We start from the raw sequence: 25,853 nt of genomic DNA on the forward strand, positions 1-25,853 counted from the left end.
AGTTCCTGGCGTAAGGCACTTCGACCCGGGCGGTGGGTCAGTGCTTGCGACAGACTCTAACACTCAAGATTATAATTGAACAACAGTGTTCAATTGTCTTTTTGCGGGCAATAAAAAAGCCAGATTCCCCAAGGGATCTGGCTCAAGAAAAATCAGCGTAGGACTTCAGGCTGCGAGAAGGGGCAGATCCTGAGTAGCGATGCCGCGCGCTTCATCGGCTGGCACGCCGAGCGCCCTGAGAACGAATTCAGCCATATCGGAACCCGCGTCGCGCCAGGTCTTGTGACCCTGAAGTACCAGCATCGTGGCCCCCAGCACCCCGCCTCCGATCATCGCCATCACCGAAGGCAGTTGCTCCTGTCGAAAGCTGTATTGCTCACTGCTCAGGCCGCTGAGCACATCGTGCATGGGTGGACCGCTCCACATCTGTTGCAGCGTCTCATTGCTGGCGCCGTAGCGCACGATGAAGGCTCCCCAGTGCGGCTCTTCATGGGCGCGGCGGATATACAGGCGGATGCCGGTGGCCAGGCGGACGGCAGGGGACGCATGGGGATCTGTACTGCGCGCGGCCCTGTCGTTCATTTCGGCACTCAGCTGGCTGGCGACATCTTCGAACAGCGTCTCCACCGAGTTGAGGTTGTTGTAGATCGTGCCGCGCGCTACCCCGGCGATCTGTGCCAGTTCGCTGACATTGACCTCTTCGACACGTTTCTCGACAAACAGCCGGATCGCAGCCTCATGGATGCGCTTCTGCACGGGACTGAGTTTCAAAGCAATGAGCTCCAACGGAGAGATTCCGGACATTGAACAAGCGCGTTCAAAATAAAGCAAATCAGCGTTTGCCGATCATTGACATAATTGAACACAAATGTTCAATATTGATCTCGAAAGTTGTACGCTCACCGAGCACGGTTCTTTACCCAGTAGCCGCAGGCGCTCGGTCGAAGCCCAAACAAGAGAGTCAGCATGTCAATCAAGCAAGGCCGTATCGATGTCCACCATCACATCATTCCACCCGCATTCGTCGATGCGATGAACGCCAGAGGGCTGCACTCTGTCGCGGGTGCGCCGCTGCCAGACTGGACGCCGGAAAAATCCATTGAGGTGATGGATGCGAACGGCATCGAACGGGCGATCACCTCGCTGTCTGCGCCCGGCGTCCACTTCGGTGACGGGGTCCAACAGGCCAGCGAGCTGGCGCGACGCTGCAACGAGTTCGCCGCGCAGATGCGCACGCGCTATCCGAGCCGCTTCGGCAACTTCGCGGTGCTGCCGATGCCGTTCACCGAGGCCGCCTGCCGTGAAGCCATTCACGCGCTGGACGTACTCAAGGCCGAGGGCATTGTTTTGCTGGGCAGCACCGACGGGGTATTCCTGGGCGACCCACGCTTCGATGAACTGATGGCCGAGCTCGACCGCCGAAAAACCGTGGTATTCATCCATCCCAACATGCACAAGACCAGCGAAAGCATCGGTCTGCAGACCCCGGGATTTCTCATTGAGTTTCTCTGCGATACCACGCGCGCGGCGGTCAATCTGATCCTTGGCGGGACCATGGAGCGCTATCCCGGCATTCGCTGGATTCTGTCCCACTCCGGCGGCTTCCTGCCGTTTGTGGCCTGGCGTGTCTCGCTGGCCAACATGTTGCCGGAATTTCAGCAGCACGCACCGCAAGGCGTCATGACCTACATCCGTCGCTTTTACTTCGACACGGCGTTGTCACCGTCACCTTATTCCATGGCGGCGCTCAAGGAACTGGTGGAACCGTCACACATTCTTTTCGGCAGTGATTATCCCTTCGCCCCGGCTCCCGCCACGGCGCTGCAGTGCCGGACGCTGGAAAGCCTGGTGATGTGGTCGCCGGCGATCATGCATGGCATCAACCGTGCCCATGCACTCAGTCTTTTTCCGCAGTACAGCCAGCCAAATGAAGTGGTCACCCCGGCACCGATCTATGAGGGCGAATCCTTCTCTCAACGCTTGCGACGCAGCATGACCCGACCGATCGGTGCGCTGGCCGAGCGGATGCGCAAACGCTGAACCAAACCCGTCGCCGTGGATGGCCGGCGACCTATCTCATCATTGAATCCAACGATCCATCCGCGTGCCTTGGGTGTTCGCGCCCACCAAAAAAATAACAAGAGCCAGATCATGACAATAAGAAATCAGCTTTGTGTGCTGGGGCTTTGCCTCACCTCCACTCAACTCCTGGCCAACGGCCTGCAAATCAACGAACAGAGCATCAGCTCGGGAGGCAAGGCTTATTCCGGTCGGGCTTCTGATGTGCAGGACGCCTCGATCGTTTACGGCAACCCCGCCGGCATGTCCCGCCTGGCGGGTGAACACGTCAGTGGCGGTCTCAGTTTCATTGATGTCAGTTCGCGCATCAGCAACGTCAATACCACGGTGTCGGGCACTTCGCACGGCGATATGGTGCCTGATCCGATCGTCGTGCCATCGGGCTTCTACACGCTGCAACTCAACGAGGACTGGCACGTTGGGTTCGGGGTTTATGCCCCGTTTGGCGGGAGCACGGACTACGAAAGCAACTTCCAGGGACGCTACCGCAGCTCGCAGACTCAGGTGAAGGTCGTCACCTTGCAGCCGACGGTCAGTTACCGGATCAATGATCGACTGTCCGTGGGTTTTGGGCCGACGATCAACCGCATCGACGGGCTGCTCGAAAGCAAGATCGCCAACAACGCGGTGGGCGGGCAGGGCGACGGGACTGTCAAAGTCACCGGCGACGACACGGCCATGGGCTTCAGTCTGGGCATCCTGTTCGACCCGCTCGACGACCTGACCCTGGGGCTAACCTATCACTCCAGAGTCGATTACAAGCTGAGCGGAAAGACCAAGGTCTCAGGTGCCAATGGATTGCTGGCACCGATCCCGGGGCTGGGGCTGCCGGGGCTCAACGGCAAATATGACGCGAGCCTGGATTTCACTTCACCGGAAACGGTCGATGCCTCGGCGACCTGGCGCATCAATGATCGACTGGATGTCTCCGCCGGTGCGTTGTGGAGTCGCTGGAGTCGCGTGCAGGAATTGAGGGTGCTGAACTCCGGTGTGCCACAGGCCTATGGCCCTTTCGATACGATCCTCGAAACCCTGAAGTGGCGTGATACCTGGTCGTTCTCCACCGGCATGTCCTATCGCCTGAACAAGCAATGGAAGGTTCGTGGCGGGATCGCCTATGAGCCGACGCCGATGCCCAATCAGTACACGTCCACCCGTGCACCAACGGGAGACCGGAAGATTTTCACGGTTGGCCTGAACTGGCAGATGACCGATCAGACCTCTCTGGATCTGGGATACGGCTACATCCACGAAGATCCGGTAAAAGTGTCACAGGACACGTCCCAGGGTGGGCTGCGTCCGGGTTACAGCGCCACCTACCAGAACACGATCAACGGACTTGGGCTGCAGTTGAATCACAGCTTCTGATCAGTCTTGCTCGACGACAAGATTGCGCTGGACACCCAGATCGACAATGCCGTCCGCGCTACGGATTCTCGCCTCGACCCTGTCGCCCGGCTTGAGGTAGCGCTCGCGGCTGGCCTGGGCCTTCAGAAACAGTTTCCACTTGAGGGCCTCGGGCAGCAGGGCGGCAATGCGCTGGGTGGCGGGTGATGGAATGGCCAGCGCACAGCCGGCCGGAGTGCCTGTGGCAATCAGGTCTCCGGCCGCGAGGTCTTGCACGGCAGACAGTTCTGTCAGGGTCTGCGCAGGGGTGTAAACCATGTTCGCGGTATTGTCCTCTTGGCGCAGTTGGTCGTTGACGGTCAGGCGCAGCTGCAGGGCCTTGAGGTAATGCATCTGTTTGGCTTCCAAAAGACACAAATAAGGTCCGACCGGACCGAAGGTGCGGAAACTTTTGCCTTTGTAGAACTGCATCTGCGGAATCTGGATGTCCCTCGCCGAATAGTCATTGACGATGACCAGTCCGGCCACGAACTGGTGCAGGTTGCTGTCGTCAATCTGGACCGGGCCGTTGATGTCGCTGCGCATGACCAGGCCCAGTTCAATCTCGTAGTCGAGAAAGCGGACATGGCGTGGCTTGATCAGGTCGCTGTCGGCCGGGCAAATGCAACTGGCTGCCTTGGTAAACATCATATTGTACGACTTGGCGTCCGGATCCATCCCGGACTCGATCATGTGCTGACGGTAGTTGGCACCCTGACAGACAAACTGCTGGTTGCGGGTGACCGGGGAGAGCAGCCGCACTTGATTGAGTTCGAGTGTCGGGCTCTTTAGGTCGCGCAACTGCTCGATGCTGACTTGCCGGATGAACTCGCCGGTTGTCGCGTATTGCCCAGAAACGGGCGTGATGCGCTGATTGTGAATACGTCCCCATTGGACGGTGTTCTGATATTCGAAACGGACAACCTGCACAGCCATGACAACGACTCCTGGGGGGGGAGGAGGGGGCCAGCGCCAACCTCGTGTGGTTTGCGACGCTGCAAAATCAGGCGAACAGGCGTGCCAGTGTGATCAGCTTGCGCACGCTCAGATCCGGACTGCGGCGAAGATGGCGGAACAAGGAAAGAACATTCGCCGGTGTCAGTTTCGGTTTGGTAAAACTTCTGGGCATGGATTTGCCCCACTGGGACATCGCCGCTGCGCTGACACTGTGCACACCTGTGGGCTGGTCGGCAGTGAATCGGTCACCATCACAATAGTGCTCGTGCTTGTCGCCGAACGGGTCCTGCCAGTAATCGAAGATCTGGCTTCCAAGAATGTGCCGGCCAATACCCCAGGCATGGCGCCAACCCCGATCCCGAAGAACCTTCTGGCCCATGCCGACGGCGTCCAGATCGACCACCTCATAAGCGCTATGGCTGTAGGCCGGCATGAATCCCTGGGCCAGGGCCAGCGTGTGATGGTCGGCTGGCGTGTCGCCCAGATTCAGACGCAGGAAGGCCACCGCCGGCGAACCGTCAGGCAACAACTGCACATCGCTGGGAATGAATCCGAAGTGTTGTGTGTACCAGGCGCAGGTGCGCTGGAAGTCCGCCACTTCCAGCACGAGATGGCCAAGGCGGATGATCTCCGGTGGAGCAATCGGCGGACGCTGGGTTGCATTGATGCGCACCACGCTATCCCCAAGGTTGAGTGGCAAGGGCGAGCGATGGGGCCTGGAGCCAACCACCGACTGGCCATGAAGGGCCTCGACGAGAAAACCGGACGGATCGCGCAAGGTGACTTGTTCGCCACCGCCGGGGTGATCGCACGGCATGATGGATGATGCTTGCGGTAACAAGCTCAGACGCTGCAGGTCGGGACGGGAATCGACGCTCAGACCGAAACCAATAAAACGTGGCTTCTTGCCGCGATGTACGCGATAGCAATAGGGTGCCGTTCCGGTACCACGCAAAAGCAGCAGATCCGCATTGCGCAGAACCGTCAGCAGTCCGAAGTCCCGTAGAAATCGCTCGGTCCGCTCCAGATCCGGCCGCTCGAAAATCAGATGAGTCAGCGCATGGGCGCGCACGGTGGGTGCCTCGTGGCGTGCTGGCTGCAGGTTTTTTTGTACATTAACGGGCTGCTGTGCGGGATTAAGCTTCACTACGGGAGCCTCCAGACGCAGGAATACGGCACAGCACAAATTGAACATGATTGTTCAATTTGAGTCAAATTTGTAGTTCTGATGGATTTCGGAGTAAGCATAAATTTTCTCGGCCTGGCCGAGATCAGTTTTCTGCAAGCGCCCATGGACATGGTTCATTCATCGTGAATGCCAAGGTCTGCGCAAGTTTCACGCATGTCCATGGGTTGACATCTTTCCTTTACATCGATGAGCCGTTTGGCGTGCTACTTCAAAGGTGATCGGCGTCGATGATCGCCTTGGCAAAGGTCTGCGGACTTTCCTGCGGCAGGTTGTGGCCGATGCCGCCGTTGATCAGACGGAACTCGTACTTGCCGGTAAACCGCTTGGCGTAATCCTCGGGCGCCGGGTGTGGCGCGCCGTTGGCATCGCCTTCCAGAGTGATGGTCGGCACGCTGATCGATGGCGCGGTGGCGAGTTTCTGTTCCAGCGCTTCGTACTGGCTTTCACCCTGCACCAGGCCCAGACGCCAGCGATAGTTGAACACGGTAATGGCGACGTGATCGGGGTTTTCCAGGGCCTTGGCGCTGCGGTCGAAGGTGGCGTCGTCCAGCGCCCATTTCGGTGAGGCGGTCTGCCAGATCAGCTTGGCGAAATCGTGGGTGTTCTTGGCGTAACCGGCAGCACCACGGTCGGTGGCGAAGTAGAACTGATACCACCATTGCAGCTCGGCCTTGGGCGGCAGCGGATTCTTGCCGGCGGCCTGATTGCCGATCAGGTAGCCGCTGACCGACACCAGCGCTTTGACGCGTTCAGGCCACAGCGCCGAGACGATATCCGCCGACCGCGCGCCCCAGTCGTAGCCGCCGAGCACGGCTTGTTTGATTTTCAGTGCATCCATGAAGTCGATGACGTCACTGGCGAGCGCCGCAGGCTGACCGTTGCGCACGGTCTTGTCGGAAAGGAAGTGCGTATCGCCATAACCCCGGGCGTACGGCATCAATACCCGATAACCCTTGGCCGCCAGCAGCGGCGCGACGTCGTCGTAGCTGTGAATGTCGTAGGGCCAGCCGTGCAGCAGAATCACCACCGGGCCATCGGCCGGGCCGGTTTCGGCGTAGGCCACGTCCAGTACACCGGCCTTCACATGCTTCAACGCGCCGAAGGGCAGGTCGGCTTTCACGCTGGCGACTTCAGCCTTGACCGATTGCGGCGCCGTCGATTCTGCGTTGGCGAACGTGCCGAATTGCATCAGGGCGGTGGCGAGAATCGACAGGCCCAGCAGGCGACGACGGGTGTTGCCGGTAGCGGTGGTGTGCAGTGCATGCTTCATGGGAAGACTCCTTTGCAATCGACGGGGTCGGGTTCGGGGTGAACCCTTCTGAACTGGAGTCCAGTAAAGCCTGTCGATGTATCCGCGCTGTTTCCGGTTTGCGCGCCAGATGCAGGCGGGTGTATCCGGGAGGCGGTCGTACACACTGAGATACAAACCCGTTGCAATGCGCCGGTAGCTGCACAAATCTTCTAAACGCGCTGGCATGAAGCGCGGTAATTTAGCCGTTGAACCCATTTCTCTGGAGCCTTGCGTGGACAAACGCAACTGGATCGACCTGTCCCAGGATGCCGACACCGGGATCGAGTCGATTCGTGCCCACTTCCAGGGCCATGCCTATGACCCGCACTGGCATGACAGTTTTCTGGTGGGCGTCACCGAGCAAGGGGTTCAGCAGTTCGATTGCCGGCGCGTGCGGCATTTCAGTACGCCGGGCAAGGTGATCATGCTGGAGCCGGGGGAAATCCACGATGGGCATGCGCCGACCGAGGAGGGTTTTACTTACTCCATGCTCTATTTCGATCCGCACTGGCTGGAGCGCGAGTTGCTTGCGCTGTTCGAACACGTGCCGGACAACAGTCAGCTCGGGTTCGCCGACACCCTGAGCCAGGATCCACGCCTGGCCACTTCCATCAATCAGGCCTTTCACGCCCTGCATCACGGCGATTTGCGCATCGTCCGGCAGAGCGCGATTGACACCTTGCTCGGATCGCTGACCGCTCATCTCGACTGGCGCAAGCGGCTGGCCTTCGATCCACGGTTGCCTCGAGTGGCGCAGGTTGCGCGGGATTATCTGCATGCTCATGCGTTCGAAGATATCGGGCTCGATGATTTGGCCCGGGCCTGCGGGGTTGACCGTTTTCGTTTGACCCGGGCCTTCAAGTCGGCCTTCGGTCTGGCGCCCCATGGCTACTTGATTCAGTTGCGACTGGCTCGAGCCCGACAAATGCTGGCGCGGGGTGAAACGCCCGCCAATGTCGCCAGTGCGCTCGGGTTTGCCGATCAAAGCCATCTGGGCCGCTGGTTTCGCCGCGCCTATCACCTGACCCCTGCCGACTACCGCAAACGCTGCTCAAACCTTCCAGACTGAACCCCGTGTAACGTCGGAATTCCTGATGGAGACGTGGGCGATATGTGGGATGCTATGAAGGAAGCTCGCTTGCCTGGTGACGGACATCAGGGGAGTTCCATGGATAAAACGCCCCGAACCCATTCAAAGTTGTATGAGGTTCATAGGGGGGGCAGTGAGGTTGTTGCAGTGAGTCAGTTGATCACCGAAATAAGAACGAAGTGGGAATTCGATGATGGTCTGCTCTTTGAGAATTTTCGCCGCTGGGACGGAACCTCTACCAGCTTCGAAGATACAAAAAAAAATATGCTATATGCACTAGAACACCCAGTCGTACGTTTTGAGCAATACCTGATTCTTGAGAATGGCGTTGAAGTACGCCTTCCAGTCAGTGAGACACCCTATATTCTTGAAGATAGAACAGGGGTTTTGGTGGTTTTCAATGAAGAGCCTTCAAAATTTAGTACGCCTGACTTTCCCTGGTTTTTTAACTATCCTGATAATGCGGCTATCTACAATGCTGATGGCTCTTTGCGTTTTCAACTGCGCTCTAATGGTATCGGAAGCTATATTGGGGCAGTGCACCACACAACGACGCCCGAGAACCCAAATGCGTTAGGTGTTTTAGTAGGTTCATTGGGGCATGATCCGGAATGGGTATACCTGGTTGACCCTGATAATCCGAAATTGATATCTACGGGGAAGTGGGTTCGATATTAGTTGTGAGGACGTTTGAGAATTATCTGGTCTTCCTTGGCATCTAGCGGAGGTGGCGCAAGACGCAAGGTTCAAGGCTGGAATACTCCGACATCATGTTTGCAAAGGGTGCATTAATGGCTGCTTACGATTTGTACGGTGTCAAAAATTTGAGTATTTCAGCCGCCAGTTTGAAAGTTGAGGAAAGTCTCGAGCTTTCCCTTGATAGACGCGAAAGCAGCTATCACGGCGGTGAATATTATTTCTTTGGTAATAAAGAGTCAGAGCACCTCACGCTGAAAAACAATATTGACCCTTTCGACGGCGAAGCGGTGGAACAGGAATTTCCCGAATATCCGGTTTTGTTATATGTAGACATCACCGGGCGTGCGGAAGAGATCGCAGAGAAGTTGGCGGAAGAGTTTTTCCTGCTTAGGCATGAGCTGCTGGATTAGGTCTACTTCGCGCCGCAATACTCCCGCAAGCACTGCTCAAACCTTCCAGACTGAACCGCGCACAACCGCGACCATGGCCTCCTGTTCTGATTCGGAGTCCATGCCATGGAATCGTTGTTGCCCTTCCTGCTGTTTTCCTTCGTTGCCTCGATCACCCCGGGACCGACCAATATTCTGGTGATGAGCCACAGTTCGCGGCGCGGCATGCTCGCCACGTTGCCGATCATCTTCGGCGCCTGTCTGTCGGCGGCACTGGTGGTGCTGGTGGTTGGGCTCGGCGTGGGTGAAACGCTGCTGCGCTATCCCCGGGTGCAGCAGGCGATGGCTTGGGCCGGAGTGCTGTGGCTGAGCTGGCTGGCATGGCAGATCTTTCGCAGTACGCCGCCATCGCTGGACTCGGCAGCGGCGGGTGATGACGGCTTCAGCTTGTTCGGCGCCGCCGGCCTGCAATTGATCAACCCCAAGGTCTGGATGATGGCCGTGGCGGTGGTGAGCGTGTTTGGCGGGAACGGCGACGAACAGGCGCGGATGGTGTTGTTGGCCTTTGTGTTTCTGCTGGTCTGCTTGCCGTGCATGACGGCGTGGGCGTTGCTGGGTGTGGGCAGTGCGCGGTTCTTTGGTTCACCTCGGGCATTCCGGCGCATGAATGCCGGGCTGGCGTTTTTGTTGTTGCTGTCGGCGTGGTTGACGGTGTTGGTCTGATCTAGGCACCCGGTCATTTAAATTTGAAATACACCGCGTAGCCCCCCAGAATCGCGCCCCGTTCCGGCCACTGGTGCCGGACGCTCAAGGTGAAAAGGGGTAGCGGTTGAACGAACAGACATTGTCCATGCGCCTGGAGCGTGTAGCTGCGCACGTACCGGCCGGTGCGCGCCTGGCCGATATCGGCTCGGATCATGGCTACCTGCCGGTGGCGTTGATGCGTCGCGGCGCCATCGAGGCGGCGGTGGCGGGGGAGATGGCGTTGACGCCGTTTCGCTCGGCCGAGCGCACAGTGCGTGAAAACGATCTGGGTCAACAGATCACCGTGCGCCTGGCCAATGGCTTGATGGCGATCGAGCCGCAAGACGGAATCACCGCGATCAGCGTCTGCGGCATGGGCGGCGAGACCATCCGCGACATTCTCGAGGCAGGCAAGGCACGTTTGAGCGGCCGCGAACGCCTGATCCTGCAACCCAACGGCGGCGAGCAACCGTTGCGCCAATGGCTGATGGACAACGACTACCGGATCCTTTGCGAGGAACTCTTGCGGGAAAACCGCTTCGACTACGAAATCATCGTCGCCGAACGCGATGGGCCAGTGGCCTACACCCCTGAGGAACTGTACTTCGGACCGTTGCAGATGCAGGCGCGCAGCCCGGCGTTTGTCAGCAAGTGGCAACACAGGTTGCGACACAAGCAGCAGACCCTGAGCCACTTCGGGCATGCGCGGCATGCCGTGTGCGAAGAGAAGGTGCAGGATGTGGCCCGGCAGGTGCGGTGGATCACCGAAGTGCTCGCTTGAACCCGACTCAGGGCTGATATCATTCAACAACTTTCAAGCAGGGCAAAACACCATGAACCGTCAGAAGAAACTGCAACAGCTCTTCAAGGAAAAATCCAGAAAGGCCAACGCCAAACTGGCGCCGAAAAGCAACAAGCCGAAGTACATCAGCAAGGCTGATCGGTTGAAACTGGAAGCTGAAGCGGCTCAGGTCTCGGTCGTTTCCACTGAGAGTTGAACGAAAAGGGGACAGATTTATTTTCAGAAAATAAATCTGTCCCCTTTTGTCCCTTTTGTCCTTGTTCAGGGCTTGATCATGGGGCGCCATGGGTTGAAGGAGGCGGCCTATCGGCCTTTCTGCCGACAAAGCCCATTTCAATCGGCGTCCTTATGTAAAACACAGAGAAATCTTCCGCTTCCAGGCGCTTGAACAGTCTGTCGCATTCTTCTTCGGTGATCGCCATTCGGATTTCCGTCGGCTGATCCGCCAGCTCAAAAAAGTGCGAGGAATGCAGTCGCCCGGTATGGCCAAAACCTTCAATGGCAGTGGAGAGGGTCGCACCGCGCAGGCCCAGTTCCTTTGCCAGATCGACAATCCAGTCGCCGAGCATCTTTCCTTGATGACGACGGTTTTGTTGAGTGAAGAAAATCACCAGAAAACCTTTCATTTCGGTCTCCTTAACGCGTGCCAATCAATTGATAGGACAACAGTCCCGCCGCAGTCATTGCGAGCGAACCGACGACGTGCAATGAAATCGAGCCAAGCGCCCAGAGCAGTCTGCCTTCCTGAATCAGGGCAACGGTTTCGGCTGAAAATGTGGAAAAGGTCGTCAGCCCGCCACAGAAGCCGGTGATGATCAGCAGCCGCCACTCAGGACTTAGGGAAGGGGAGGCAGCAAGGAATGCGATAGCCAGGCCGATGATGTAGCCACCGACCATATTGGCAACCACGGTGCCCGGAGGAATCGCGGGGAACAGAGCATTGAGTTTCATGCCAAGGATCCAGCGCAACCAGGCGCCCAGTGACGCACCCACGGCAATGACCAGAAGTGATTTCAGCATACCGGGCTTACCTCTTCAGACCGTTGCGGCCAAACAGGTAGCGGAGGGGAAAAGCAAAAAACGGCGGGTTGAATAAAGGGAATCATGATCCTGTCCTGTGGTTGGGGGACAGGGGAGCAGACACGCCTACGCACCCTGTCCAGGGTTCACGTAGGCATCATCAGCACGAGGCGGTTTGAGGAGGAATGCCATCTCCTGCAAAGATCCTATAGCAATCAGACACGGCACTTCAACGACCAAAAGGGGACAGATTGATTTTCCAGAAAATAAATCCAGAAAATAAATCTGTCCCCTTTAAAGTAGAGATTTTTCTGCAAAGTATCGACTGGGCACTTCCCCCAGCAAGTGCTTGAAAGCCGTCGTGAATGCACTCGAGCTGCTATAGCCCAACATCATCGCGACCTGTGTGATCGACTGACCTTTTCCCAACTGTACAACCGCAGAGAGCAGGCAGGCCTGCTGTCGCCATTCGATGTAACTGATGCCCGTGTGCACGCGAAACTGTCGGGTAAAGGTTCGGCGGCTCATGCCTGCACGTTGGGCCATTTCGTCGATACCCACCTCCAGCGAGGGCTGGGTCAGAAATTCGCGGCATACCCGCGCAAGACGCGGTTCTGTCGGCAACGGCGCGTTGAGCGACAGCGCAGGCATCCCGGCAATTTCATGTAGCAGTAATCCCATCAGATGACCGTCGCGCCCCTGAGTGGAATAGCGCGCAGGTACATCGATTGCCTTCAGCAACAACTGGCGCAACAACGGCGATACGTCCAACACCTGACACTGATCCGCCAGCCCGAGACGCTGCGCCGCATGTTTGCGGATATAGGTGTTGTGGAGCGTGACAGGGCCGCGCATCTGCATGGAATGAGGCAGTTGCGCCGGGACCCAGATGCCGCGCTGAGGCGGGACGACCCAGTTGCCGTGATCGGTAAAGACGGTGATGACGCCACTGGCAGCATACGCAAACTGTCCACGCGGGTGGTCATGCAACGGGAACAGCGTTCCATCCGCGTAGTCACGTGCGGTCACGACGGCATCGCGGGGTGTGTTCTGGTAGGTCGGTACGGTTTTTTCGCGCATGGCCCGATATTAATGAAAGTTGGCCTGTGACTGAAAGCAGGCCAGGTCGATTGCTTGCATATTTCTCCTGGCACGAGCATTTCCGCTATGCGCTGGGGAAACACTGAATATGCAAAAGAAGCACTTTTTACTCGCCGTCCTGGTAACGGCTGTCTGGGGATTGAACTTCCCCGTCACCAAGCTCGGGCTGGCCGGTATCGACCCTCTGCTGTTGACGGCGTTGCGTTTCGCACTGGCAGCGTTGCCCTGGGTGTTTTTCGTCAAGCGTCCGCAGGTTGCCTTCGGATGGATCGCGGCCTATGGGTTGATCTTCGGTGTCGCGATGTGGGCGTTGATCAATCAGGGGATCGCATGGGGCGTACCGCCGGGTAGCGCGTCGTTGCTGATCCAGTTCAGCGCGTTTTTCACGCTGGGCTGGGGCGTGCTCTTCTTTGGAGAACGCTTGGGACGGCTTCAGTTGATTGGCAGTGTGTTGGCTGCTGCAGGATTGGTGGGGATCGTCTTGTGCAGTCCCGGCGATGTACCGAGGGCTGGTTTTGCCCTGGTGATTGGCAGCGCAGTGGCCTGGAGCATGGGCAACGTGATCATCAAGGTTTCCAGAGCGCGTGAAATCTTTGCCTTCGTCGTCTGGGCGAGTCTGTTTCCACCCATCCCGCTCTTGCTGTTGACGTGGCTGCTACACGGTTCTGCTCCTTTCAATGCGCTGCCTTCGCAACTGAATGGCATGACGCTGTTTTCACTCGCGTTCCAGGTGTACGCCGCGACGCACTTCAGTTACTGGGGATGGAACCTGCTGTTGCGTGAATACCCGGTTTCGCGCGTGGCACCGTTGTCGCTGCTGATTCCGGTATTTGGCATCGTCAGTTCGACGGTCATTCTCGGCCAACACCCTGGCCCCTTTGATTGGGCGTTTATCTTGCTGGTTCTACTGGCGCTGGCCTTGGGTTCAGTGAAGTTGCCCTTCACTCAACAGCGTTCGGCTCCGCAAGTGTCCACATCCCGCTGAGGATCTGCGCTTTCAGCCGGTTTAACCGCATCAGGCACTCGGCTGCACCGGTTTGGCCAACTCAATCCCCGCCGCCCCCAGCCGCTTGAGAATCTCGAACAACAGATCACTCTTGGTCTTGCCGACAATCCGCGGGCTGTCGACGTAACCGGTCACGGTCAGGGTGATGCCATCGGGTGAAAGCTTGCTGAACCGCACGAACGGCGCCGGTTTGCCAAGGATGGTTTCGTGCTCTTTGTAGGTGTCGAGCAGCAGGTTTTTGACCTGCTCGGGATCGATGTCCAGCGGGAACATCAGCTCCAGCGTCGCCACGCCCTGGGCACTGCCGCCGAGGGTGACGTTGCGCAGATTCTGCGAGATCAGTTGCGAGTTGGGCACGATTACGATGGAGCGATCGCTGAGCTGGATCTCGGTGGCGCGCACGTTGATCCGGCGGATGTCGCCCTCGACGCCGCTGATGCTGATCAAGTCGCCGACCTTGACCGGGCGTTCGGTGAGCAGGATCAGACCGGAGACGAAGTTCTTCACGATCTCCTGCAAACCGAAACCGATCCCCACCGACAGCGCACTGACGATCCACGCCAGATTGGTCCACTTCACGCCCAGCGAAGACAGCGTCAGCAACACCACCAGCGCATAACCGATATTGGAAAACAGCGTGCTGAGCGAGGCGCACATGCCCGGGTCCATGTCAGTCTTGGGCAGAAATTCGTTGTCCAGCCAGCGGCGCAGGGCACGAATCAGGTAAATGCCGATCAGCAGCGCGAGCACCGCGTTGAGCAAATGCCCGGGAACAATGTTCAGTTTGCGCAGGCCGGCGCCACCGAGAATCGCGCCGATGTTGGTGGCCAACTGGCCGAGGGTGGTGCCGATGCCGCCGACGAACAGAGTGATCACCGCCAGCAGCAACAATGCGGCGCGGCCCACGCCGGCCAGCAGGGTCGAGGCTTGTTCGAGGCGCCGGTCGCCGACCCCCAGCAGTTGCTTCAGTGCCTTGCCGCTGGAGTGGCGGGGCGAGAAGAAGTATTCGCAGCTGTCCTTAAGCAACTGCATCAGCAGGTAGAAACCGGAAAACACGATAAACGCCCACACCAGTTCGTAGGTAATGAACCGGGCCAGCGACACATACCCCGTCAGCAACGCCCCCAATGAAATGACCATCGCCAGTGTCGCGAGGGTGTAGACCACGCCGGCGAACGTGTTGCCCGTCACCTGTGCATCGCCGGCCGCCGCCAGCGCCTTGCGCACCTTGCCAACGCGCATCAGCAGCACCGTGACGATGCCCAGTACCACCAGCGCAATCACGCCTCGGCCGGCGATCACGATCTGGCTGCTCATGCCGGACGCGTTGCTGACCTGCACCGCCGTCACCAGCACCAGCAGCGTGGCGGACAGGATCCGGGCGAACGGCTTGAGTGTCTGCGCCACCGGCTCGGCAATCACCGGCAGCCGCCACGACGGGTGCTCGGTGGACAGCAACGCGCGGCTCAGGCCGGTGATCATCACGCAGGCATACACCACTTTCTGGAACTCGTCGGAAAACGTCGCCAGCATCGGTGGCAACGGCACATGCCGCGTGCAGGCGTAATACAGCAACTCCAGGGCAATCGCGGTGGTCGCCAGTGTCGCCAGCGCCGAGGCAAACGCCAGGGAACTGCGGCGCAGCCGACCTTCCGGCATGCGATGAATGCACACCCACGCCAGCCAGCGGTCGGCGAGCCGGCGGCCCAATGTCCAGATGATAAAGGCCAGCACCACCAGCACACTGGTGTAGAACCGTTGCCCCGGCTGCCAGGCCTCGGTGCCGGTTTCCTGGATCTGATCGACGAATGAACGCAGGCGCTGGCGATCGTCAGGGTCGGGATCGACCAACGGTGCCCAGAAGCCGGGGCTCAGGATGCTGTCGGTGCCGAGGGTCAGCTCGCTTTCGAGCAACGTACGGCGAATGCTGGCAATTTGTGTGATCAGGTCGGTGGCGTTCTGCTTGAGTGTCGCCAGGTTCTTCAGGGCGGTGTCGACTTTGTTCTTCTGCTCGATCAGCGTCGCCCGTTGTGCGGCGATATCGGCCTGTTCGGCGGCCACCGTTTCCGCCGGCGTCGCCCCCAATACGCCCAGTTGCACGGTCAGTTGTGCCTGCTGCGGCAGCAGCGACGCCGACAACCGATCGATGTCCAGAATGAACATCTGCACCCGATCCTGCGGGCCTTCGAGCTGGTTGTAGTTGTTGGCGGACGAAATCTGCTGCTTGAGGCCATCGAGACGTTGTTGCAACGCTTGCAGATCGTTTTGGCCGACCCCGGGAAGCGGGGCGCCGATGTCGATTGTGCTCGACAAATCGGCGGCCGACACGGTTGTCAGGCCCGGACCGAGCAGGGTCAGAGCGACGAATACCAATGACATCAATGCATTGCGCATGGGACTGGCTGATTCCGGTTGATCACACAATCAATGAGGTTAGGTGATCAGGCGCCTGCTGCATCATTTTCTGTTGCTAATCCTGGCTTAATGCGTGTCCGGTGATATCGCCGGGCATCGAATTGAAAGCACTCTTTTTCGCGACTAAACTCCCGGCCATGAAACGCTATCTGCGGTTTTGTCTCATCTTCCTGATCAGCCTGGCGCTTCCCCTCAGCGGGATGGCGGGCGTGCAGGCGCCGACAGAACCCTGCCCGATGCAAGCCATGGGCATGGCGATGATGGACGGCATGAACATGGATTGCTGCAAGGACATGAAAAGTCCTGCCGACCATGGCACTCCCTGCAAGCCAGGCCAGGAGTGCAAGACCGGCGGCGTGCTGCAGGTCTCGATCCTCAAGCCGCCCGTCACTGTGTTCAGCCCCGTGACGCTTTCATTCTTCAGTGATTCCCTGCCTGTAGCGACCCCGTCCGGGGTCTGGCGACCGCCCCGCGTCTGATTCCTGTCTCCCTTCGAAGCTCATTCCGCCCAGGCGGAGTGGATTGGCTGTGCGTGTGTTTTTCACCGCGCGCAGCGGACGATCACAGGAATCGTAAACATGAAATTCAAGTGCAATTGCACGGGGTGGCCGTTGGTGGCCAGTCTCGCGGCAAGCGTGCTGGCGTGGCCGGGTTTTGCCGCCGCGCTGACACTCGATGAAGCGCTGCGGCTGGCGGAAACCCATGCGCCGTCGCTGAATGCGCAAGATGCAAAAATCCAGGCCGCCAGCAGCGCCGCCATCCCGGCGGGGGAGCTGCCCGATCCGAAACTGGTGCTGGGCGTGCAGAACTATCCCGTCGGCGGCCCGGATCGCTACAGCCTCGACCAGGACTTCATGACCATGCAAATGGTCGGCTGGCGCCAGGACATGCCCAACGGCGACAAGCGCAAGGCGCGCATCGAGGTCGCCGACGCGGCCATTGAACGTGCGGCGGCGGAGCGTCGCGTCGAGCGCCTGAAAGTCCGTCAGGCCACGGCACTGGCCTGGATCGGCAGTTATTCGGTCGAGCGCAAACAGGGTTTGCTTCAGGACTTCTACAAGGAAAACCGTCTGCTGACCGACACCGTCCGGGCGCAGATCGCCGGCGGCCGCGCGCAACCCGCCGACGCCGTGACGCCGAAGCAGGAGGCCGCCCGACTGGCGGAGCAGGAAGACAACCTGACACTGGAGCGCACCCAGGCCCGAGCGGCCCTCAAACGCTGGATCGGTGCGGCCGCCAACGACAGGCCCGAAGGCAACTTGCCGCAATGGCCGGTCGAGCCCGCCACCTTCAACCATCAACTGCAACACCATCCCGAACTGGCCGCGTTTGCGCCCATGACTCGCGAAGCGCAGGCGAAGGTGCAAGAGGCGGTGTCCGAGAAAAAGTCCGACTGGAGCTGGGAAGTGGATTACCAGCACCGTGGCCGCGAGTTTGGCGACATGGTCAGCGTGCAGTTCTCCTGGGATTTGCCGTTGTTTCCCGAGACGCGGCAGAACCCGAAAATCGCCGCCCGACAAGCCGAACTCAGCCAGCTGGAAGCCGAGCGCGAAGCCCTGTCCCGTGAGCACACCGAGCAACTGGAAAACCAATTGGCCGACTACGCGCGGCTCGACCGGGCGCTGCTGCGCAGTCAGCAAAGCCTCGTGCCGCTGGCCAAAGAGAAAGTCGACTTGAGCCTGGCCAGTTATCGCGCGGGCAAGGGCGATCTGAACGCGGTGGTCAGCGCCCGCCGGGAACTCATTGAGGCTCGCTTCCAACAGATCGACGTGGAAGAACAGCGCGCGCTGACCGCTGCGCGTCTGCATTTCGCTTATGGGGAGACCAGCCTGTGAACCGACCCAATTTCAATGGCTTCTGGCTGGCCGGTCTCGCCCTCGCAGTGGGCGTTGCCGCAGGTTACGGCGTGGCTTATCAGCGCATGAACGGCGAACCCGGCGCAGCTCCGGAGCAGGGCGCCACATCGAAAGCCTTGTACTGGTACGACCCGATGTATCCGCAGCAGAAGTTCGACAAACCGGGCAAGTCGCCCTTCATGGACATGCAACTGGTACCGCGATACGCCAGCGAAGGCGCAGGCAATGCGACGGTCAGCATCGATCCGGGCCTGACCCAGAATCTGGGCTTGCGCACGGCAAAGGTCACACGCGGGGCCTTTGCCTCCAGCCTCGATGTGACGGGCGTACTGGCGTTCAACGAGCGGGATGTGGCGGTGATCCAGACGCGTACCAGCGGGTTTGTCGAACGGGTTTATGCCCGGGCACCGGGGGATGTGTTGGCGGCAGGCGCGCCGTTGGCAGACATTCTCGTACCGGACTGGGCGGCGGCGCAGACCGAGTTTCTCGCCCTCAAGCGCAGCGGCGACCGGGACCTGATCACAGCGGCGCGTCAGCGTTTGCAACTGACCGGCATGCCATCGAACCTGATTGCCCTCGTGGAGCGCAGTGGCAAGGTTCAGCCGAACCTGGCCGTCACCAGCCCGGTGGGCGGCGTGTTGCAGGAACTCAACGTGCGCACCGGCATGACCGTGGCGAACGGCGAAACACTGGCGCGGATCAACGGCCTGGGCAGTGTCTGGCTCGCTGTGGCGGTACCGGAGTCGCAAACCGGCTCAATCACCGAGGGGCAGTCCATCGAAGCGCGACTGCCGGCGTTTCCCGGCATCGTGTTCAACGGCAAGGTCAGCGCGATTCTGCCGGACACCAACCCCGACAGCCGCACCCTGCGCGTACGGGTCGAACTGGCCAACGCTGATGGACGCTTGCGGCCGGGGATGACCGCACAAGTGCGGCTGAACGGCTCGGCCGGGCAAGACAACCTGTGGGTGCCGACCGAAGCGGTCATCCGTACCGGCAAGCGCGCGTTGGTCATGCTCGCCGAAGAGGCGGGGCACTACCGCCCGGTAGAGGTACGTCTCGGTCAGGAAAGCGACGGCAAAACGGTGATCCTCAAAGGTCTGGAGGAGGGGCAGGAAGTGGTGACGTCCGGCCAGTTCCTGCTCGATTCCGAGGCCAGTCTCAGGGGCATCGTCGCCGAGCCGCTTGAGGTGGACGGGAACGCCTCGGGGAGCCAGCCATGATCGCCGCGCTGATTCGCTGGTCCGTGGCCAACCGCTTTCTGGTGCTGTTGGCGACGCTATTTGTCACGGCCTGGGGTGTGTGGTCGGTGCAGAGCACGCCGATCGATGCGCTGCCGGATCTGTCCGACGTGCAGGTGATCATCCGCACGCCGTATCCCGGACAGGCGCCGCAGATTGTCGAGAACCAGGTGACCTATCCGCTGACGACCACCATGCTCTCGGTGCCGGGGGCGAAAACCGTGCGCGGCTATTCGTTCTTCGGTGACAGCTTCGTTTATGTGCTGTTCGAGGACGGCACCGATCAGTACTGGGCGCGCTCGCGGGTGCTGGAATACCTGAGCCAGATCCAGAGTCGCCTGCCGGCCAGTGCCAAACCGGCGTTGGGACCGGACGCCACCGGGGTCGGCTGGATCTATCAGTACGCGTTGGTGGATCGCAGTGGCCAGCACGATCTGGCGCAGTTGCGCGCGTTGCAGGACTGGTTCCTCAAATTCGAGCTCAAGACCCTGCCCAACGTCGCCGAAGTCGCCACCCTCGGCGGCATGGTCAAGCAGTATCAGGTGCAGCCCGACCCGGTGCGGCTGGCCAGTCTCGGCATCACCCTGGCGCAGGTGCGTGAGGCCATCGGCAAAGCCAATCAGGAAACCGGCGGTGCCGTGCTGGAAATGGCCGAGACCGAGTTCATCGTGCGGGCCTCCGGCTACCTGAAGAGCCTCGACGACTTCCGGGCGATCCCGCTCAAACTCGGCGCCGGCGGGGTGCCAGTGACCCTGGGCGATGTCGCGACGATCCAGACCGGGCCGGACATGCGCCGGGGCATCACCGAGCTGGACGGCCAGGGCGAGACCGTCGGTGGCGTGGTGATCCTGCGCAGCGGCAAGAACGCCCGCGAGACCATCGCGGCGGTCAAGGCCAAGCTCGACGACATGAAAAGCAGCCTGCCGCCCGGCGTGGAGATCGTCACCACTTACGATCGCAGCAAGCTGATCGACCGCGCCGTCGATAACCTCAGCCACAAACTGTTCGAAGAGTTCATCGTCGTCGCGCTGGTTTGCGGGATCTTCCTCTGGCATTTGCGCTCTTCATTGGTGGCGATCATCTCGTTGCCGGTGGGTGTGCTGATCGCTTTTATCGTGATGCGCCATCAGGGGCTGAACGCCAACATCATGTCGTTGGGCGGGATTGCCATCGCCATCGGCGCGATGGTCGATGCAGCCGTGGTGATGATCGAGAATGCCCACAAGAAAATCGAAGCGTGGCACGCGGCCAATCCGGGACAGGAACTCAAGGGCGAGCGCCATTGGCAGGTGATGACAGACGCGGCAGCGGAAGTGGGGCCGGCGCTGTTTTTTTGCCTGTTGATCATCACGCTGTCGTTCATTCCGGTGTTTACCTTGCAGGCTCAGGAGGGGCGGCTGTTCGGTCCGCTGGCGTTCACCAAGACCTACGCGATGGCGGCGGCAGCGGGCTTGTCGGTGACACTGGTACCGGTGCTGATGGGCTACTGGATTCGCGGGCGGATTCCGGATGAGCGCCGCAATCCGCTCAACCGCTGGCTGATCCGGATCTACCAACCGGCGTTGGATGCGGTGTTGCGCCGACCGAAATTCACCTTGCTGGTGGCGCTGCTGGTGTTCATCAGCGCGGCATGGCCGATCTCCAGGCTCGGTGGCGAGTTTCTCCCGCCGCTGGACGAGGGTGATCTGCTGTACATGCCATCGGCCTTACCGGGACTGTCGGCGCAAAAAGCCTCGCAGTTGCTGCAACAGACCGATCGCCTGATCAAGACCGTGCCCGAGGTCGAGCATGTGTTCGGCAAGGCCGGCCGTGCCGAAACCGCCACCGATCCGGCACCGCTGGAGATGTTCGAAACCACCATTCAGTTCAAGCCCCATGAGCAATGGCGCCCGGGCATGACCCCGGAAAAACTGGTGGAAGAACTGGACCGTGTGGTGAAGGTGCCGGGCCTGACCAACATCTGGATCCCGCCGATCCGCAACCGCATCGACATGCTCGCCACCGGGATCAAAAGTCCCATCGGCGTGAAAGTCGCCGGCAACAATCTGGCCCAGATCGACGCGGCCACTCAAGCCGTCGAACGCGTGGCCAAAGGGGTGCCCGGCGTCAGTTCTGCGTTGGCCGAACGCCTGACCGGTGGCCGCTACATCGACGTCGATATCGATCGCAACGCCGCAGGTCGCTACGGGCTGAACATCAGTGATGTGCAGTCGATCGTCGCCGGTGCCATTGGTGGCGAGAACATCGGGGAAACCATCGAAGGACTGGCACGCTTCCCGATCAACATCCGTTACCCGCGAGAGTGGCGTGACTCGCCCGGTGCTCTGGAGCAACTGCCGATCTACACGCCTTCGGGCAGTCAGGTCACCCTCGGCATGCTGGCGAAGATCAAGGTCACGGACGGCCCGCCGATGCTCAAGAGCGAAAACGCCCGACCGTCCGGCTGGGTGTACATCGACGTGCGGGGCCGGGACATCGCTTCGGTGGTGGCTGATCTGCGCCGCGCGGTCAGCGAACAGGTCAAGTTGCAGCCGGGCATGAGCCTGAGCTACTCGGGGCAGTTCGAGTTTCTCGAACGGGCCAACGCTCGCCTGAAACTCGTGGTGCCGGCCACGCTGCTGATCATCTTTGTGCTGCTCTACCTGACCTTCGCCCGCTTCGATGAGGCGCTGCTGATCATGGCCACGTTGCCATTCGCCCTGAGCGGCGGTGCGTGGTTTCTCTACCTGCTGGGCTACAACCTGTCGGTCGCCACCGGGGTCGGGTTTATCGCACTGGCCGGGGTCTCTGCCGAGTTCGGCGTGATCATGCTGCTCTACCTGAAAAACGCCTGGGCTGAACGCGAAGACCTCGGCGACCGCACCGAGCGCGGACTGGTCGCAGCGATTCGCGAAGGCGCCGTGCAGCGCGTACGCCCCAAAGCCATGACCGTGGCCGTGATCATCGCCGGTCTGTTGCCGATTCTGCTCGGCAGCGGCACCGGCAGCGAAGTCATGAGCCGCATCGCCGCGCCCATGGTCGGCGGCATGGTCACGGCGCCCTTGTTGTCCCTGTTCGTCATCCCGGCGGCGTATCGACTGATGCGCCGTCGTCACTTGTCCGTTGAAACCCTCCAACCTGAAGGAAAAACCTCATGAAACTGATCCCGATCACTGTTGCCGGCACGCTGGTTGCGTTTGCATTGACTGCCCACGCCGAGGACATGCCCGGCATGAAGATGGACGACATGCAGGGCATGCAGATGCAGGCCGCCACTCAACAGGCTCCGGCCGCGAATGCCGAAGGCACGATCAAGGCCATCGATGCCACGAAGCACACTGTGACCATCGCTCATGGTGCGGTTGCGGCGTTGCAGTGGCCGCCGATGACCATGGGGTTTGCGGCAACTGAGGAACAGTTGGCCGGGTTGGCGGTGGGGGACCGGGTGAAGTTTTCGTTCCGGATGGAGGGCAGCAAAGCGACGCTGGTTTCGATCAGCCAGTAAGGCTGTGAAGTAAAAAAAACCGGCGCGAATCATCGCGCCGGTTTTTATTCAGGTTTTCAGATCGAGCGCTGATTGACCCGCTGCATCAGTTCCTCCGCCGACTCCTTGCGCTCCGAGTAGCGATCCACCAGGTCCGGGCGATCACGCAGCAACAGCGTGAATTTCACCAGTTCCTCCATCACGTCGACCACACGGTCGTACAGCGCCGAAGGCTTCATGCGATTGCCTTCGTCAAACTCCAGATACGCCTTGGGCACCGACGACTGATTGGGGATGGTGAACATGCGCATCCAGCGGCCCAGCACGCGCAGTTGATTGACCACGTTGAACGATTGCGAACCACCGCAGACCTGCATCACCGCCAGGGTCTTGCCCTGGGTCGGGCGCACCGCACCGAGCGCCAGCGGCACCCAATCGATCTGCGCCTTGAACACCGCCGACATCGCGCCGTGACGTTCGGGCGAACACCAGACCTGGCCTTCGGACCATTGCATCAGCTCAAGCAGTTCCTGGACTTTCGGATGGTCGCCGGGCGCATCGTCCGGCAGCGGCAAGCCCGAGGGGTTGAAGATCCGCGTCTCGGCTCCGAAGTGCTCCAGCAGTCGCGCGGCTTCTTCCACCAGCAATCGGCTGAACGAGCGTGGGCGGGTCGAGCCGTACAACAGCAGAATGCGCGGCTTGTGGAGTCCGTCGTCGCGGGTGGTTTTCTGAATCAGTGATGGATCGAGGTTGGGCAGGTCGGTCATGACGGCTCCGGTCACAGCGTGCTGATGCGGTCGAGCTCGCGCTTGAGGGCATCGCGGTCGAGTTGGGCGAAGGGCAGGGCGAGGAAGGCCCGGCAGCGGGTTTTGATCCGGGCGAGGGTCCCGTGGAAGGCTGCGTTGATGGCGGCTTCATCGCCGCGCACCTCCGACGGATCCTCTAGCCCCCAATGGGCCTTCAAGGCCGGGCCGAAGTAGACGGGGCAGGCTTCGCCGGCAGCCTTGTCGCACACGGTGATGACAATGTCCGGCGGGTTGTCTTCGAAGGCGTCGTTGCCCTTGCTGCTCAACCCGGCGATGGAAATGCCGGCCTCCTGCAGCGTGGTCAGGCTGCGCGGCAGCACCTGGCCCTTGGGGAAACTGCCGGCGCTGACCGCTTCGAAACCTTGCGGCGCAAGGTGATTGAACATCGCTTCGGACAGAATGCTGCGGCAGCTGTTGGCGGTGCACATGAATAGAACGCGCATGTTCGGTCCTCAGCAGCAGGCGGATGTATTGAGCGGGCGGTCACCCATGGCATCGAGCCGGGCGCTGTTTTCTTCCAGCCACGCGGTGTTGGCGGCCAGGGTGGTTTCAAGCAGTGTTCGGATCCACGCTGGCAGGTCAGGGTTGAGCCGGTAATAAACCCACTGGCCCTGACGGCGATCCAGCAGCAAGCCGCAGGTGCGCAACTGCGCGAGATGGCGGGAAATCTTTGGCTGACTGTCGTCCAGCGCGCAGGCCAGTTCGCAGACACACAGCTCACCTTCACGGGTGATCAGCAGCGTGGCCCGGGCGCGGGTTTCGTCGGCGAGGCATTTGAAAACGGAGGCGGGATTGAGCATGACAATGCCTTCAATACATATGGTTGTCCGAATATACGGATTTCCATATGTATTGGGCAAGCCTCTTCTTTAATGAACTCTGCGGAAACGCTGTCAGAGAGGATCACGCAAGGTAAGGGGCCAGGATGTCGTGCAGTGGACGGGCAAGGGCGAGCGTCCGTTTGACTGTTGTCAGTTCCGAACCTGCCAGACGCTTGCTGCCCAGTCTGCAGAAAACACCGCCCGGATCGATGTGCAGCGAAAACAGTCCGATGACCTCGTTCCCAATGACTTTTACGATCAACTCCATGAAGGCTTCATGCGGTGTGCTGGCGGTCAGGTAGGTGAACTCCTCAACAGTAGCACTGCCAGCCCAAGACACTTCATCCCAGGCCAGACGATCCAGGTGTATGAAGTTTTGCTGCGTCTGCAAATCCTCCACAAGCGCTCGCAATACATTCACAAACCGCTCACAGGCAAGGATTTCGAGTTCGTATCGATAAAGGCCTGAGGGGGCAGTGCCGACGACTTTGGCGGTCAGGAGGTAGCTCTGCGCAATTTCCGAAGGCTGTCCATCCCAGCCATTCAGGTCGGATACCGGCGGGCACCAAATGACCTGAATTGTTTCGCCGGTGCGGATCGGTTCGCGTTGATCAAAACGGGCCGATGTGGTTTGGCCAACACGTGGCAATAAGTCGTGGAGGTGGAGTACCGGGGCACTGTAATCGATGCCGGAGTCCTGTGACCAGAATGTGGGGAAGTGGATTTTCATGGGGTGATCGTAGTCCATCATGTGGCTCTCGGGTCTTCATCAGCCGGTAAAACGCTTACCAGGTTATCGCCAGCCCAGGCGCTGGCTGAAGGCCAGATGCTCGCCAATCCACAACCCGCGAGGGTGACTTTTTCGGGGTGAGTGATAGCATGTGGCCTTCATTGCGAAACAACGCGTGCTTTGACTTGGTCGACTGCCAGGACATCAAGTTTTCATCTTCAATCAATGCAGATTTATCAATGATCAAGATTGCGATACCGACGTTTATCCTGCTGCTGTGCCTGCAGGGTTGTGCAGAGATGCCTGCGTATTCGAACGTACAGTCCGGTGAGCCGAGCGACGAAACCCGTTACACCGTCGTCGAAACCGATACCTATGCCGGAAGGCCTCAGCGCTCCTGGGGGGACGGCGAGCCAAACCTGAACATCATTAGAATCAACGACAAGAAAGTGGGGAACATTCCATTCTCCACTTACTATTACAAGAATGACTCGCCTCAGCGTGCTGTGCTGATCCCGGGGAAGTACACGATTCAACTGGAATACAATCTGCCGTTGCAGTTCCTGTTTGCCGATCTGGAGTTCGAAGGCAAACCCGGTCAGAAGATCATCGCCCGTTCGCAATATGTGGGTCTCAACCGATTGGAAATATGGTTGGAAGACGCGGCTACCGGTGAAATCGTTGGTAAGCGTGTGCACTGACAAGGTTAAAGCGATGGCTGTGAAGTAACGCGCTTTCAGCGATTGAACGAAGAGGGGGATTTTGAAT

Annotated in this window: 27 protein-coding genes and 1 riboswitch; of the genes, 15 read left to right on the plus strand and 12 right to left on the minus strand. The window is 59.8% G+C overall.

The features are described from left to right. Window positions 1-165: 165 nt before the first annotated feature. Entirely contained in the window at window positions 166-804 is a 639-nt protein-coding gene (locus AC07N4_RS00455; protein WP_167748762.1) for a TetR/AcrR family transcriptional regulator, read from the minus strand. A gap of 162 nt (window positions 805-966) precedes the next feature. On the opposite strand from AC07N4_RS00455, the gene AC07N4_RS00460 reads away from it, so the two are divergent. Both AC07N4_RS00460 and AC07N4_RS00465 read left to right on the plus strand, forming a co-directional pair. Continuing rightward, a complete protein-coding gene (locus AC07N4_RS00460; RefSeq protein WP_493064667.1) occupies window positions 967-2,040 on the plus strand; it encodes an amidohydrolase family protein in 1,074 nt (357 codons plus the stop codon). A 111-nt stretch (window positions 2,041-2,151) separates the two neighbouring features. Beyond that, window positions 2,152-3,447 (plus strand): OmpP1/FadL family transporter, encoded by a 1,296-nt coding sequence (locus AC07N4_RS00465; RefSeq protein ID WP_493064668.1) that lies wholly within the window; start codon window positions 2,152-2,154, stop codon window positions 3,445-3,447. Here the strand turns inward: AC07N4_RS00465 and AC07N4_RS00470 are convergent, their stop codons facing one another. The 3 genes from AC07N4_RS00470 to AC07N4_RS00480 all read right to left on the minus strand — a co-directional run bounded on the left by AC07N4_RS00470 (window position 3,448) and on the right by AC07N4_RS00480 (window position 6,881). Further along, window positions 3,448-4,401 (minus strand): fumarylacetoacetate hydrolase family protein, encoded by a 954-nt coding sequence (locus tag AC07N4_RS00470; RefSeq protein WP_493064669.1) that lies wholly within the window; start codon window positions 4,399-4,401, stop codon window positions 3,448-3,450. It lies immediately after the preceding gene. Window positions 4,402-4,468: 67 nt separating this feature from the next. Continuing rightward, the gene (locus tag AC07N4_RS00475) at window positions 4,469-5,617 is read right to left on the minus strand and encodes a VOC family protein (RefSeq protein WP_493064670.1); all 1,149 of its coding nucleotides are present in this window, start codon (window positions 5,615-5,617) and stop codon (window positions 4,469-4,471) included. Window positions 5,618-5,819: 202 nt separating this feature from the next. After that, window positions 5,820-6,881, minus strand: coding sequence for an alpha/beta fold hydrolase (locus tag AC07N4_RS00480; RefSeq protein WP_102621640.1), 1,062 nt, complete (start codon window positions 6,879-6,881; stop codon window positions 5,820-5,822). A gap of 253 nt (window positions 6,882-7,134) precedes the next feature. On the opposite strand from AC07N4_RS00480, the gene AC07N4_RS00485 reads away from it, so the two are divergent. From AC07N4_RS00485 to AC07N4_RS00510, 6 genes are all read left to right on the plus strand, one after another. After that, the gene (locus AC07N4_RS00485; RefSeq protein ID WP_273536369.1) at window positions 7,135-7,971 is read left to right on the plus strand and encodes an AraC family transcriptional regulator; all 837 of its coding nucleotides are present in this window, start codon (window positions 7,135-7,137) and stop codon (window positions 7,969-7,971) included. 168 nt (window positions 7,972-8,139) lie between these two features. Beyond that, window positions 8,140-8,670 (plus strand): hypothetical protein, encoded by a 531-nt coding sequence (locus AC07N4_RS00490; protein WP_493064671.1) that lies wholly within the window; start codon window positions 8,140-8,142, stop codon window positions 8,668-8,670. Window positions 8,671-8,783: 113 nt separating this feature from the next. Next, window positions 8,784-9,101, plus strand: coding sequence for a hypothetical protein (locus AC07N4_RS00495; RefSeq protein ID WP_493064672.1), 318 nt, complete (start codon window positions 8,784-8,786; stop codon window positions 9,099-9,101). 105 nt (window positions 9,102-9,206) lie between these two features. Continuing rightward, complete coding sequence (locus AC07N4_RS00500) at window positions 9,207-9,803, plus strand: LysE family translocator (RefSeq protein ID WP_493064673.1); 597 nt, start codon at window positions 9,207-9,209, stop codon at window positions 9,801-9,803. A 106-nt stretch (window positions 9,804-9,909) separates the two neighbouring features. Beyond that, complete coding sequence (locus tag AC07N4_RS00505; protein ID WP_493064674.1) at window positions 9,910-10,605, plus strand: tRNA (adenine(22)-N(1))-methyltransferase; 696 nt, start codon at window positions 9,910-9,912, stop codon at window positions 10,603-10,605. A gap of 52 nt (window positions 10,606-10,657) precedes the next feature. After that, entirely contained in the window at window positions 10,658-10,822 is a 165-nt protein-coding gene (locus AC07N4_RS00510) for a DUF2986 domain-containing protein (protein ID WP_493064675.1), read from the plus strand. A gap of 76 nt (window positions 10,823-10,898) precedes the next feature. On the opposite strand, the gene AC07N4_RS00515 is transcribed toward AC07N4_RS00510, so the two are convergent. The 3 genes from AC07N4_RS00515 to AC07N4_RS00525 all read right to left on the minus strand — a co-directional run bounded on the left by AC07N4_RS00515 (window position 10,899) and on the right by AC07N4_RS00525 (window position 12,726). After that, window positions 10,899-11,252, minus strand: coding sequence for a DUF190 domain-containing protein (locus AC07N4_RS00515; RefSeq protein ID WP_273536365.1), 354 nt, complete (start codon window positions 11,250-11,252; stop codon window positions 10,899-10,901). Window positions 11,253-11,262: 10 nt separating this feature from the next. Then, window positions 11,263-11,646: a fluoride efflux transporter CrcB gene (gene crcB / locus AC07N4_RS00520; RefSeq protein ID WP_096821701.1), complete on the minus strand. Its 384-nt coding sequence runs from the start codon at window positions 11,644-11,646 to the stop codon at window positions 11,263-11,265. 144 nt (window positions 11,647-11,790) lie between these two features. Then, a riboswitch (Fluoride riboswitch) is annotated at window positions 11,791-11,851 on the minus strand. A gap of 89 nt (window positions 11,852-11,940) precedes the next feature. Then, on the minus strand, window positions 11,941-12,726 hold the full coding sequence (locus tag AC07N4_RS00525; RefSeq protein WP_273536364.1) for an AraC family transcriptional regulator: 786 nt from the start codon (window positions 12,724-12,726) through the stop codon (window positions 11,941-11,943). 109 nt (window positions 12,727-12,835) lie between these two features. Between AC07N4_RS00525 and AC07N4_RS00530 the strand changes: the two genes are divergently transcribed. Further along, window positions 12,836-13,732, plus strand: coding sequence for an EamA family transporter (locus tag AC07N4_RS00530; protein ID WP_273536363.1), 897 nt, complete (start codon window positions 12,836-12,838; stop codon window positions 13,730-13,732). Window positions 13,733-13,762: 30 nt separating this feature from the next. On the opposite strand, the gene AC07N4_RS00535 is transcribed toward AC07N4_RS00530, so the two are convergent. Then, window positions 13,763-16,147 (minus strand): DUF3772 domain-containing protein, encoded by a 2,385-nt coding sequence (locus AC07N4_RS00535; protein WP_493064676.1) that lies wholly within the window; start codon window positions 16,145-16,147, stop codon window positions 13,763-13,765. Between the two features lie 158 nt (window positions 16,148-16,305). On the opposite strand from AC07N4_RS00535, the gene AC07N4_RS00540 reads away from it, so the two are divergent. The 5 genes from AC07N4_RS00540 to AC07N4_RS00560 all read left to right on the plus strand — a co-directional run bounded on the left by AC07N4_RS00540 (window position 16,306) and on the right by AC07N4_RS00560 (window position 22,749). Next, window positions 16,306-16,647, plus strand: a complete 342-nt coding sequence (locus AC07N4_RS00540) for a hypothetical protein (RefSeq protein ID WP_096821826.1) — start codon at window positions 16,306-16,308, stop codon at window positions 16,645-16,647. 99 nt (window positions 16,648-16,746) lie between these two features. Further along, entirely contained in the window at window positions 16,747-18,003 is a 1,257-nt protein-coding gene (locus AC07N4_RS00545) for a TolC family protein (protein WP_493064677.1), read from the plus strand. Continuing rightward, window positions 18,000-19,247: an efflux RND transporter periplasmic adaptor subunit gene (locus AC07N4_RS00550; RefSeq protein ID WP_493064678.1), complete on the plus strand. Its 1,248-nt coding sequence runs from the start codon at window positions 18,000-18,002 to the stop codon at window positions 19,245-19,247. The genes AC07N4_RS00545 and AC07N4_RS00550 overlap by 4 nt, the downstream gene beginning before the upstream one ends. Next, the gene (locus tag AC07N4_RS00555) at window positions 19,244-22,402 is read left to right on the plus strand and encodes an efflux RND transporter permease subunit (protein ID WP_493064679.1); all 3,159 of its coding nucleotides are present in this window, start codon (window positions 19,244-19,246) and stop codon (window positions 22,400-22,402) included. The genes AC07N4_RS00550 and AC07N4_RS00555 overlap by 4 nt, the downstream gene beginning before the upstream one ends. After that, a complete protein-coding gene (locus AC07N4_RS00560; RefSeq protein WP_273539803.1) occupies window positions 22,399-22,749 on the plus strand; it encodes a copper-binding protein in 351 nt (116 codons plus the stop codon). The genes AC07N4_RS00555 and AC07N4_RS00560 overlap by 4 nt, the downstream gene beginning before the upstream one ends. A gap of 56 nt (window positions 22,750-22,805) precedes the next feature. On the opposite strand, the gene arsH is transcribed toward AC07N4_RS00560, so the two are convergent. The 4 genes from arsH to AC07N4_RS00580 all read right to left on the minus strand — a co-directional run bounded on the left by arsH (window position 22,806) and on the right by AC07N4_RS00580 (window position 25,106). Then, window positions 22,806-23,495: an arsenical resistance protein ArsH gene (arsH, locus tag AC07N4_RS00565; protein ID WP_102621627.1), complete on the minus strand. Its 690-nt coding sequence runs from the start codon at window positions 23,493-23,495 to the stop codon at window positions 22,806-22,808. An 11-nt stretch (window positions 23,496-23,506) separates the two neighbouring features. Continuing rightward, window positions 23,507-23,977 carry an arsenate reductase ArsC gene (locus AC07N4_RS00570; protein ID WP_273539800.1) on the minus strand — a complete coding sequence of 157 codons (471 nt, stop codon included), beginning with the start codon at window positions 23,975-23,977 and terminating at the stop codon, window positions 23,507-23,509. 9 nt (window positions 23,978-23,986) lie between these two features. Next, entirely contained in the window at window positions 23,987-24,334 is a 348-nt protein-coding gene (locus tag AC07N4_RS00575) for a metalloregulator ArsR/SmtB family transcription factor (protein WP_273539799.1), read from the minus strand. 103 nt (window positions 24,335-24,437) lie between these two features. Continuing rightward, window positions 24,438-25,106: a hypothetical protein gene (locus tag AC07N4_RS00580; RefSeq protein ID WP_493064680.1), complete on the minus strand. Its 669-nt coding sequence runs from the start codon at window positions 25,104-25,106 to the stop codon at window positions 24,438-24,440. 218 nt (window positions 25,107-25,324) lie between these two features. Between AC07N4_RS00580 and AC07N4_RS00585 the strand changes: the two genes are divergently transcribed. Next, window positions 25,325-25,786 (plus strand): hypothetical protein, encoded by a 462-nt coding sequence (locus AC07N4_RS00585; protein WP_096821712.1) that lies wholly within the window; start codon window positions 25,325-25,327, stop codon window positions 25,784-25,786. Window positions 25,787-25,853 lie beyond the last annotated feature (67 nt).

The organism is Pseudomonas sp. GW821-FHT09E04, from assembly GCF_059416185.1.

Bases quoted from the DNA above. Each gene is read 5' to 3' on its own strand.
- AC07N4_RS00455 (WP_167748762.1), bottom strand. From the start codon at position 804: ATGTCCGGAATCTCTCCGTTGGAGCTCATTGCTTTGAAACTCAGTCCC.
- AC07N4_RS00460 (WP_493064667.1), top strand. From the start codon at position 967: ATGTCAATCAAGCAAGGCCGTATCGATGTCCACCATCACATCATTCCA.
- AC07N4_RS00465 (WP_493064668.1), top strand. From the start codon at position 2,152: ATGACAATAAGAAATCAGCTTTGTGTGCTGGGGCTTTGCCTCACCTCC.
- AC07N4_RS00470 (WP_493064669.1), bottom strand. From the start codon at position 4,401: ATGGCTGTGCAGGTTGTCCGTTTCGAATATCAGAACACCGTCCAATGG.
- AC07N4_RS00475 (WP_493064670.1), bottom strand. From the start codon at position 5,617: ATGTTCAATTTGTGCTGTGCCGTATTCCTGCGTCTGGAGGCTCCCGTA.
- AC07N4_RS00480 (WP_102621640.1), bottom strand. From the start codon at position 6,881: ATGAAGCATGCACTGCACACCACCGCTACCGGCAACACCCGTCGTCGC.
- AC07N4_RS00495 (WP_493064672.1), top strand. From the start codon at position 8,784: ATGGCTGCTTACGATTTGTACGGTGTCAAAAATTTGAGTATTTCAGCC.
- AC07N4_RS00500 (WP_493064673.1), top strand. From the start codon at position 9,207: ATGGAATCGTTGTTGCCCTTCCTGCTGTTTTCCTTCGTTGCCTCGATC.
- AC07N4_RS00510 (WP_493064675.1), top strand. From the start codon at position 10,658: ATGAACCGTCAGAAGAAACTGCAACAGCTCTTCAAGGAAAAATCCAGA.
- AC07N4_RS00515 (WP_273536365.1), bottom strand. From the start codon at position 11,252: ATGAAAGGTTTTCTGGTGATTTTCTTCACTCAACAAAACCGTCGTCAT.
- crcB (WP_096821701.1), bottom strand. From the start codon at position 11,646: ATGCTGAAATCACTTCTGGTCATTGCCGTGGGTGCGTCACTGGGCGCC.
- AC07N4_RS00525 (WP_273536364.1), bottom strand. From the start codon at position 12,726: ATGCGCGAAAAAACCGTACCGACCTACCAGAACACACCCCGCGATGCC.
- AC07N4_RS00530 (WP_273536363.1), top strand. From the start codon at position 12,836: ATGCAAAAGAAGCACTTTTTACTCGCCGTCCTGGTAACGGCTGTCTGG.
- AC07N4_RS00535 (WP_493064676.1), bottom strand. From the start codon at position 16,147: ATGCGCAATGCATTGATGTCATTGGTATTCGTCGCTCTGACCCTGCTC.
- AC07N4_RS00540 (WP_096821826.1), top strand. From the start codon at position 16,306: ATGAAACGCTATCTGCGGTTTTGTCTCATCTTCCTGATCAGCCTGGCG.
- AC07N4_RS00545 (WP_493064677.1), top strand. From the start codon at position 16,747: ATGAAATTCAAGTGCAATTGCACGGGGTGGCCGTTGGTGGCCAGTCTC.
- AC07N4_RS00555 (WP_493064679.1), top strand. From the start codon at position 19,244: ATGATCGCCGCGCTGATTCGCTGGTCCGTGGCCAACCGCTTTCTGGTG.
- AC07N4_RS00560 (WP_273539803.1), top strand. From the start codon at position 22,399: ATGAAACTGATCCCGATCACTGTTGCCGGCACGCTGGTTGCGTTTGCA.
- arsH (WP_102621627.1), bottom strand. From the start codon at position 23,495: ATGACCGACCTGCCCAACCTCGATCCATCACTGATTCAGAAAACCACC.
- AC07N4_RS00570 (WP_273539800.1), bottom strand. From the start codon at position 23,977: ATGCGCGTTCTATTCATGTGCACCGCCAACAGCTGCCGCAGCATTCTG.
- AC07N4_RS00575 (WP_273539799.1), bottom strand. From the start codon at position 24,334: ATGCTCAATCCCGCCTCCGTTTTCAAATGCCTCGCCGACGAAACCCGC.
- AC07N4_RS00580 (WP_493064680.1), bottom strand. From the start codon at position 25,106: ATGATGGACTACGATCACCCCATGAAAATCCACTTCCCCACATTCTGG.
- AC07N4_RS00585 (WP_096821712.1), top strand. From the start codon at position 25,325: ATGATCAAGATTGCGATACCGACGTTTATCCTGCTGCTGTGCCTGCAG.